This window comes from Streptococcus varani, from assembly GCF_001375655.1.
Taxonomy (GTDB): domain Bacteria; phylum Bacillota; class Bacilli; order Lactobacillales; family Streptococcaceae; genus Streptococcus; species Streptococcus varani.
In genome coordinates this window covers 49,545-56,940 of record NZ_CTEN01000007.1, presented here as the reverse complement: position 1 = coordinate 56,940, position 7,396 = coordinate 49,545, and the positions used below count along the sequence as shown (strand labels likewise).

Sequence of the window (7,396 nt, the reverse complement as noted above, 5' to 3'; positions counted from 1 at the left end):
TACGGAAAATCGATGTCGAACCCGTTTTTGGCCGATTGAAGAGTGTTTTTGGCGTGCGCAGGGTTCATGTCAGAGGCAATCAAGCCGTCCAAACGGAGATCGGCTTCCTATTCATGAGCATGAATCTCACAAAATTGGCTAAGAATCTCGACCCTAAAAATTCAAATACTCAAAAACCACACAGTGATTTTTTCATCTTGATTGTTTTCAAGACTGAAATCTCTGTGTGGTTTTATTTGAAGCTACTTTTTGCCCAGCCTCTTTCTATGTACTATATATATTATTAGCAATACACCGTTAATGATTCAATCTTGTCAATCTAGACTACTTCAATATAGTGCTGAGACAGTATCAAATCATCAGTGATTTCCTGACCTTGAAAAGGTGCCTCACTCCATGGTCTTCCTTTTCAATACGTAATATCCACTAGCTGGCTTGCAGTCTTAGATCCGTAGTTCTCGATAGTTTGTTTGATGGATTCCAAAATAGCTTTGCTATCATCTGCTTGTAGTATCTTGGCAAGTGCCATCGGCAGAGTGATTTCGTCTAAGATAACTTTTTTGCTGTTGGTCTCGATTTCATCTCGTCCATGAACTTTGTATGCATCATAAACTTCAGGAATCAGTGGTCCATACTGCATAGCAATTATTTGTTCATCAAAGAGAGCTTTCTTAGTCTTGACCAAGTAATCTGCATAAACCAAATATATCATTTTTTGAAGTTTCAGATTTGACATAGGCTGTACAGCAAGGAGGTATTTTGAAATATCTAATACTGTAATTTTCTTATCTAGAGCAATTTCTTCCAAAAAGTCTTCAAAACTGTCATAGAGTTCAAAAGAAGCAAAGAAACTACCTTTTTCAACTACGCTTGCCCAGTCTTTTGATTCTGTTGAAAGCTTATGAATAGCAAAATTTGGCTTGCCTAACCTTTCTTTTGTTAAGGCTCTTAGTTCCTGCAAATAATTCTGGCTAATTTCTTCAGCTGCATAATGCCAAGCTATTTGTTTACCAAGTCAGTATGAACTGGCTATAAAAATAATGTGACGAATCATTTCTTACTCCTCTCTATAATGATATCGTAAAATGTAAAAAAAGAGTGACACCCTAAGGCACCACTCCTTTCAAGCAATCAAGTTGCTTTGTTAACTATATAGTAGCAAACAATTGCACCAAATTCAAGTTGTTACTTATCCAAACCAACTAATTTCCTTTGTTTGCGGTTAGCTTCTTCTGCAACCCATTTGAGGACAAGCTTATTTTCCCGGATGGTGCCTTCGTTGAACATTTTGGAAAGACTTCCATCATATTTATCTATGGTAGCTTTAGCATCTTCAAATTTAATCATGTATCTTTTCCTCCAATTCTTCACGGCTATACATCTGAGGAAGAATCAAATCAAGACTGTCTACATCAAATTGAATATCTGAAATATTATTTTGATAGTCTTTTTGGACAATGTGGAGACTGATTTGATTTCCTAGCTGATTTTTTAATTCGCTAATATTCTTGCGAGACTGAAAATAGGCATTGATAAAGGTTTCTTTTGGTACATGCCTTCCTTGCTTTCGCTCACGTTCCTTGGTAAAGTCCCAAGCAATCAATGGATCTTGATAGACATAATAGATTGATACCTGATAATCCCGATTTATAGATCGCTCAACATTCTTTTTGGCTTTGCCAATAGCAAAGGGTCCGTCTAGGATAAAAGAATAAGATTTTTTCAGAACTTCAGTAAAACAAAAATCTACTAGATAGGCTGCACCTCTCTGAAAGAGGCTGGAATTTTTCCCATTATAGTCAGGAAATTGACTCCGAAAATAATCCGCATCAATCACAACCAAGTTAGACATAACTGCCGTTAAAGCTTCAGCAACCTCAGTCTTTCCCGCTCCAAGACTTCCAGCCATGAAAACAGCATCCTTATTTTGATTCAATTCCTTATTTTTTAAAATTGAGTTTAAAAACTCTCTTTTATGAACTTTTGCATATTCTAATGACTTATCTTCCATATTGATTCCTCACCACATTATAGCATAAGCAAGGAATTATTTCATCCTAGCTACTTCCTCCCTCTCAATGGCTCAATGACTTCTTCAATTAGTTTGGTGTAGTCTTCTTTGATGGCTTTTTTGTACTTGAGGACGTTGAGGGCATCTCGGACGTCGGCTTTGTAGTCCTTGTATCGCTGACTCTTGCTGAGCTGGCTTTCACCAAGTTGCTTGTCATGTCCTTGGCGGTAGTTTTTGACCAGGTACATGAGCTCATCATAACCCATATACCATTTCTTGGCCATAGTTTGGACTTGATGCTCGATAACAGCTTCAATCATCTGATCCAGGATGTGGGTGATGGATTGGCCACGATAGCTTTCTGGGTCCATCTGGATTTGCAACCAGAGGTCCGCAATGATTTGTGCCAAACCTTGATTGGTCTTGCCTAAATTGGCTATGTAAGCATCAATGGCTTCGATATCTTTTTGACTGAGTTCCTTGGTCTGGTCGTCTGCCTGTGGTATAAAGGCCTGGATGAGGGAAATGATGTACTCGTAGTTGATTTCATCAAGATGGACTGATTCCAGCTCGTACATGATATCCAGTGGCTCATCGTCCGTATCATCATCTTCTCTACGTCGTTTGATTTCTGCAATGATATTTTGATAAGTCCCCATGTAGTTTTCAAGGATTTCTTCTGTCAAACCTGCTTGTGCAAACACTTCTTCTTGATTGTACTCAGAATAGACTTGGATGGAGGCAAAATACTTGTCAAACTCTTGGTAAACTTTGGCAAACTTTTTAAGGAGTTCTATATTAGCACTTTCAATATCTATGCCAACATCCACCTGGTCAGAGATTTGATCCTGAAGCTGAGCCAAACTCATGTCGAAGTTGGCTTTTTCTTCCGGCCATTCAGGTGCCAAAACAAAGTTCTCTCCTCCATTAGAATAAAGTCGTAGAGCATTATCTACTGCTTCTTTGAAGGTATGAGGCACTTGGAAGGTGATAACCTGTCCGTACTTTTTGCCTTTGTCAAAAACCCTGTTGGTTCGACTAAAGGCTTGAATCAAGTCCTGCGGTTGCATGGGTTTGCGGTCGATAAAGAGGGTTGAGAGGCAAGGTGCGTCAAAGCCAGTTAGAAGTCGGTTGACAACGATGACTAAATCCAGTTGTTCAGCTCTAAAGAGGTACTTGTCTTTCTTACGAGCCAGACGATTATTCACGTCAGTATTAAAGCTCCGCAAGTCACCTATGGTGTAATGAGTACCAAACTCCTGGTTGTAGTCATCTATGGAGGTTTTCATCTTGTCTTGGTTTAAGGTTGAATCTTCTTCGTTTTCCGTTACCGAATAGGTAATAGTGAACTTAGGAAAGTCCGGCAAGACCTGTTTGACACGTTCAGAAATCGTAACCCTTGTTTCGCCATTCTTGACACGTTTTAATAGCTCGTAGTATTTCTGAGCCATGGCGATGGATTTCACGGTTAAAATCGCATTGTAAGTCTTGCCGACCCCATTTTGAAAACCTAGTTGTCCACGAGATTGATTCAGGATGGCATCAAGGACTTCTAGCATATGTTCTTCAGATTCATACACTTCATCTGGAATGTCTTTTTCGTTGAGTTCAGACTTGCTGATGATAGTACTCTTGTACTCAACCCGAAAACCACGGACGGCATTATCATGGATAGCTTCTTTGACGGTGTACTCATGAAGTTTTTCACCGTACTGTTGAGCTGTTGTCTGTGCCAAATTCCCCACTTGTTTGCGTTTGTTTTCCGCAAAGATTGGCGTTCCTGTGAAGCCATACCAGAGCGAATGAACAAAGAAGCGCGAAATCGTTTGTTGAGCGAGAGGTGTGACAGCACGGTGACACTCATCTACAACAAAGGCAACATTAAGCTGACTGATTTTAGGGAACTCTCTTTGGTACTTCCCTTCTTCAATCTTACGCATCATGGTAGAGATTTTCTGGATAGTAGTCACCACAACTCGTTTATCATCGCCATAGAGACTCTTAACTAGTTGATGCGTATCATCTGTCTCATCGATGTCAATGACGTCATTGGCTGCGTAGGATAAAAAGCTTGAGGTAGTTTGTTGGTCCAAATCTCGTCTATCGACAACGAAGATAGTTTTGGCAATAGCAGGTATCTGGAGAAGATTTCTAGCTACTTTGTAGGATGTAAGGGTCTTCCCTGAACCAGTTGTATGCCAGACATAACCGGATTGGCGACGGTGACTGGCAGCCTGTACTGCCTCGATAGCATGAACTTGATAAGGACGAAGCAAAATCAAGGCTTTCTTATCATCATCAATGACCGAATATTGCATGACCATCTGGTGGGCCCGAGGAATGGACAAGACTTGTTCTGCAAAAGCAAAGAGATCAACTACTGGTCTATTGTTCTCGTCTACCCACTTGGTCAGAAACTGGTCATTGATCTTGTTCTCTTTCGCTGCTGCGATGTATCTGGTTTCAGTGGCGTTTGAGACAACAAACATCTGTAAGCTCGAATAGATACCGTGAAAAAGGCCTTCTCTATCGTACTTTTTGATTTGATGAAAAGCATCCATAAATGGGTGTTGGCGACTTTTTAGCTCAATATGAATCATTGGCAGGCCATTAATCAGCAACGTCACATCTAGCCTGCGGTCTTGATTGGCAGATTTGGTCTTGTCACGTTCGACTTGATTGACAATTTCATAAGATGATTTTCCGCCCGCAACATTGTCCCGCCAAATAACAGACAACCGAATGGTACCAAGACTAGCATCTTCTCGCTGTACCTGGACCTTAGCAACGCCATTTTCACCTGCCAACCATTTAGAAGCTTCAAAGTAATTAACAAAGTTGAGTTGGTTTTTAATCTGAGCTTTTTCTTGATTGGTTAGCAACTGCCCATCAAGGACATGGACATTGTTTTGCTCCAGTTTAGAAAAGAAATTATCCCAAAGGGCATCTTCCCTTTTGAGGTCTTTTCGATAAGTCCACTGGCTTTCTCCTGATGTCAGCTGATCAATCAACTGCTCTTCAATGGCCAATTCTCCTGTATATTTCATAGGCTCTTCCTGTTCTATCAATACTGCTTCTATTATAGCATAGAAAGACTGGAGAAAATTATCCGAAAGTAAAAAATCCTCCCTTAATTAGGAGGAAGTTTTTCTAATCAAACTCATAGAGCTGCGGGTACTTGTGGCACTCTGGATTTTTTGGATGGCAGACTTGGCGGCCAAAGTAAATCATGGCTTGGTGGGCGGAAAGCCAGAGTTCGGGTGGTAGGACTTCCATCACGCGCTTTTCCGTCTCCAGTGGAGTAGCTGATTTTTTGACAATATCATGATGCTTACAGATACGCCCGACATGGGTATCTACTGCAAAGGCTGGGATGCCAAAGCCCACGCTGAGGACCACATTAGCTGTCTTGCGCCCCACACCAGATAGGGCTTCGAGTTCTTCTCTGGTTTGTGGGACTACTCCATTATGGCGATCTAGCAATTGTTGGGCGCACTCTTTGAGGAACTTGGCCTTGTTGCGGTAGAGGCCTAGGCGAGAGATATGCTTTGAAATCTCGCTCACATCTGCTTCCGCCATGGCTTGAGGCGTTGGGAAGGCAGCAAATAGGCCTGGTGTCGCTTTATTAACCGCCGCATCGGTCGTTTGAGCCGAAAGTAGGACCGCACAAACTAGTTCAAAATGATTGCGGAAATCCAGACTAGGCTGAGCATCTGGATAGAGGGCGATAATTTCTTCTAAAACTTTACGTGCACGTTTTTTTGATAATACCATTTTTCAATTCTTTCTTTGTTATGTCTCTATTGTATCATGTAGCAGATTGATTCATCATCAGAATGTCTAAAGAATTTTAAGCTTCCAAAATCTGACGAATTTGGTGAATATCTGAAACTGGAACAGCAACATAAATCGAATCTCCAAGATGTAGTTGGCTATTCCCTTTGACAACTTTATTTTTACCGTGGTGGATCTGACTGGTAATTAAACAATTCTCTGGAAGCTGCAAATCACTGACAAAACGATTAGCCAAGTGTTCCGAAACAACTACTTCGATTAGAGTCATATCAGAAGTAGCTTTAAGTTCATCAGGCAAGATCTTTTCCAGCATAACTTCGTAGATTGGAGCCCCACCAAGCAAATCCATAACAACATAGGAGCTGATTGCAACCAGTCCAATGACCATCAACTGCCGCATATCACCAACCATTTCCGTTACCAGAATCATGGATGTTAAAGGGGCTTTTGAAATAGCCGCAAAGAATCCTGTCATTCCCAGTACAAGAAACATAGTTATTTGCTCTTGTTCAATCAAACCAACCGATAATGCCATAGTACCAACTAACATGCCCAAGATGCTACCTAAGCTTAAGATTGGGAGAAAAATACCTCCCGGCAAACCAGAACCATAAGAAATCATACTCCAAATAAATCGAATTATCAGAAAGAGAAATAAGTGATTTAAACTTGGTTGGGTATGTGGCAACTCTAAAATCAGATGATGTCCACCACCCAGTAGTCCAGGCATATAATAACCAATCGGAAGTATAAAGAAAAAAGCAAGGCTACTAAAATAAGGGGCTGGAATTGGTATAAAACGAATAATAAAATGATAGAACTCCTGAATATTGAGAATTACAACTTCATAAAAGTATCCAGCCAAACCTAGAAGAATTCCTAAAATAATGTAAATCCAGTATTGGGTAAGTTTCAATAAAGTCATTTCTCCAGGCATTTGAAGAACTGGAGTTAGGCCAAAAACGTTGAGAGAGATAAAATTTGCTGTAATACTGGCCACCAAGGCTGAAACCCATACCAAGCGCGAAAAATGGTGATACACTTCTTCAACTACGAACAAAAGACCTGCAATAGGGGCATTAAAGGCAGCTGCCAAACCTGCTGCTCCACTAGCGATAAGACTTCTTTCTTCCATCTTACTAGCTTTGAGACTTTTGGCTATCCCTTTTGCTGTAACTGCACCTAACTGTATACTTGGTCCCTCACGACCAAGCATAAGACCGGATGCAATTGAAAGGCTACCACCAATGAACTTCCGCCAGAGAACTGACCACCAGTTTAGTTGCAAAATACCCTTCAATTCAGCTTCAACATGAGGAATCCCCGACCCTTTCGTATGTGGTTCGGCTATTATCATTTTTCCAACCACAAAGATAATGAGTATGTAAAATAGAATGAGCAGGAGGAGATAATACGGCTGGTCATGTGATATCACATATGCAAGACCTACAAGTTTAAAAATTTTCTCAATTACCAGACGGAAGGCCACAACAACCAAACCAACTAATACGCCAACTAAATTGCCACGAAAAACAGCATAGAGAATTGACTGAGAAATAAATTTTACTTCCTTGTGATGATTTTCCATTT

General features: G+C 40.6%; 6 protein-coding genes and 1 pseudogene. 1 reads left to right on the top strand and 6 read right to left on the bottom strand.

The window, feature by feature from the left end; translation table 11 throughout:
* A pseudogene (locus BN1356_RS11810) lies at positions 1 to 301 on the top strand (transposase); the annotation flags it as partial.
* Positions 302 to 409: 108 nt separating this feature from the next.
* On the opposite strand, the gene BN1356_RS11805 reads toward BN1356_RS11810, so the two are convergent.
* From BN1356_RS11805 to BN1356_RS11785, 6 genes are all read right to left on the bottom strand, one after another.
* Positions 410 to 961 (bottom strand): Panacea domain-containing protein, encoded by a 552-nt coding sequence (locus BN1356_RS11805; protein WP_245620348.1) that lies wholly within the window; start codon positions 959 to 961, stop codon positions 410 to 412.
* A 224-nt stretch (positions 962 to 1,185) separates the two neighbouring features.
* Positions 1,186 to 1,347: a hypothetical protein gene (locus tag BN1356_RS12685; protein WP_176694285.1), complete on the bottom strand. Its 162-nt coding sequence runs from the start codon at positions 1,345 to 1,347 to the stop codon at positions 1,186 to 1,188.
* Positions 1,340 to 2,011, bottom strand: a complete 672-nt coding sequence (locus BN1356_RS11800; protein ID WP_093651580.1) for a zeta toxin family protein — start codon at positions 2,009 to 2,011, stop codon at positions 1,340 to 1,342. The genes BN1356_RS12685 and BN1356_RS11800 overlap by 8 nt, the downstream gene beginning before the upstream one ends.
* A gap of 50 nt (positions 2,012 to 2,061) precedes the next feature.
* Positions 2,062 to 5,058: a type I restriction endonuclease subunit R gene (locus BN1356_RS11795; protein WP_093651579.1), complete on the bottom strand. Its 2,997-nt coding sequence runs from the start codon at positions 5,056 to 5,058 to the stop codon at positions 2,062 to 2,064.
* Positions 5,059 to 5,161: 103 nt separating this feature from the next.
* Positions 5,162 to 5,785 carry an endonuclease III gene (nth, locus tag BN1356_RS11790; RefSeq protein ID WP_093651578.1) on the bottom strand — a complete coding sequence of 208 codons (624 nt, stop codon included), beginning with the start codon at positions 5,783 to 5,785 and terminating at the stop codon, positions 5,162 to 5,164.
* Positions 5,786 to 5,861: 76 nt separating this feature from the next.
* Positions 5,862 to 7,394, bottom strand: coding sequence for a ClC family H(+)/Cl(-) exchange transporter (locus BN1356_RS11785; RefSeq protein WP_093651577.1), 1,533 nt, complete (start codon positions 7,392 to 7,394; stop codon positions 5,862 to 5,864).
* Positions 7,395 to 7,396 lie beyond the last annotated feature (2 nt).

Bases quoted from the DNA above. Each gene is read 5' to 3' on its own strand.
- BN1356_RS12685 (WP_176694285.1), bottom strand. From the start codon at position 1,347: ATGATTAAATTTGAAGATGCTAAAGCTACCATAGATAAATATGATGGA.
- BN1356_RS11800 (WP_093651580.1), bottom strand. From the start codon at position 2,011: ATGGAAGATAAGTCATTAGAATATGCAAAAGTTCATAAAAGAGAGTTT.
- BN1356_RS11795 (WP_093651579.1), bottom strand. From the start codon at position 5,058: ATGAAATATACAGGAGAATTGGCCATTGAAGAGCAGTTGATTGATCAG.
- nth (WP_093651578.1), bottom strand. From the start codon at position 5,785: ATGGTATTATCAAAAAAACGTGCACGTAAAGTTTTAGAAGAAATTATC.
- BN1356_RS11785 (WP_093651577.1), bottom strand. From the start codon at position 7,394: ATGGAAAATCATCACAAGGAAGTAAAATTTATTTCTCAGTCAATTCTC.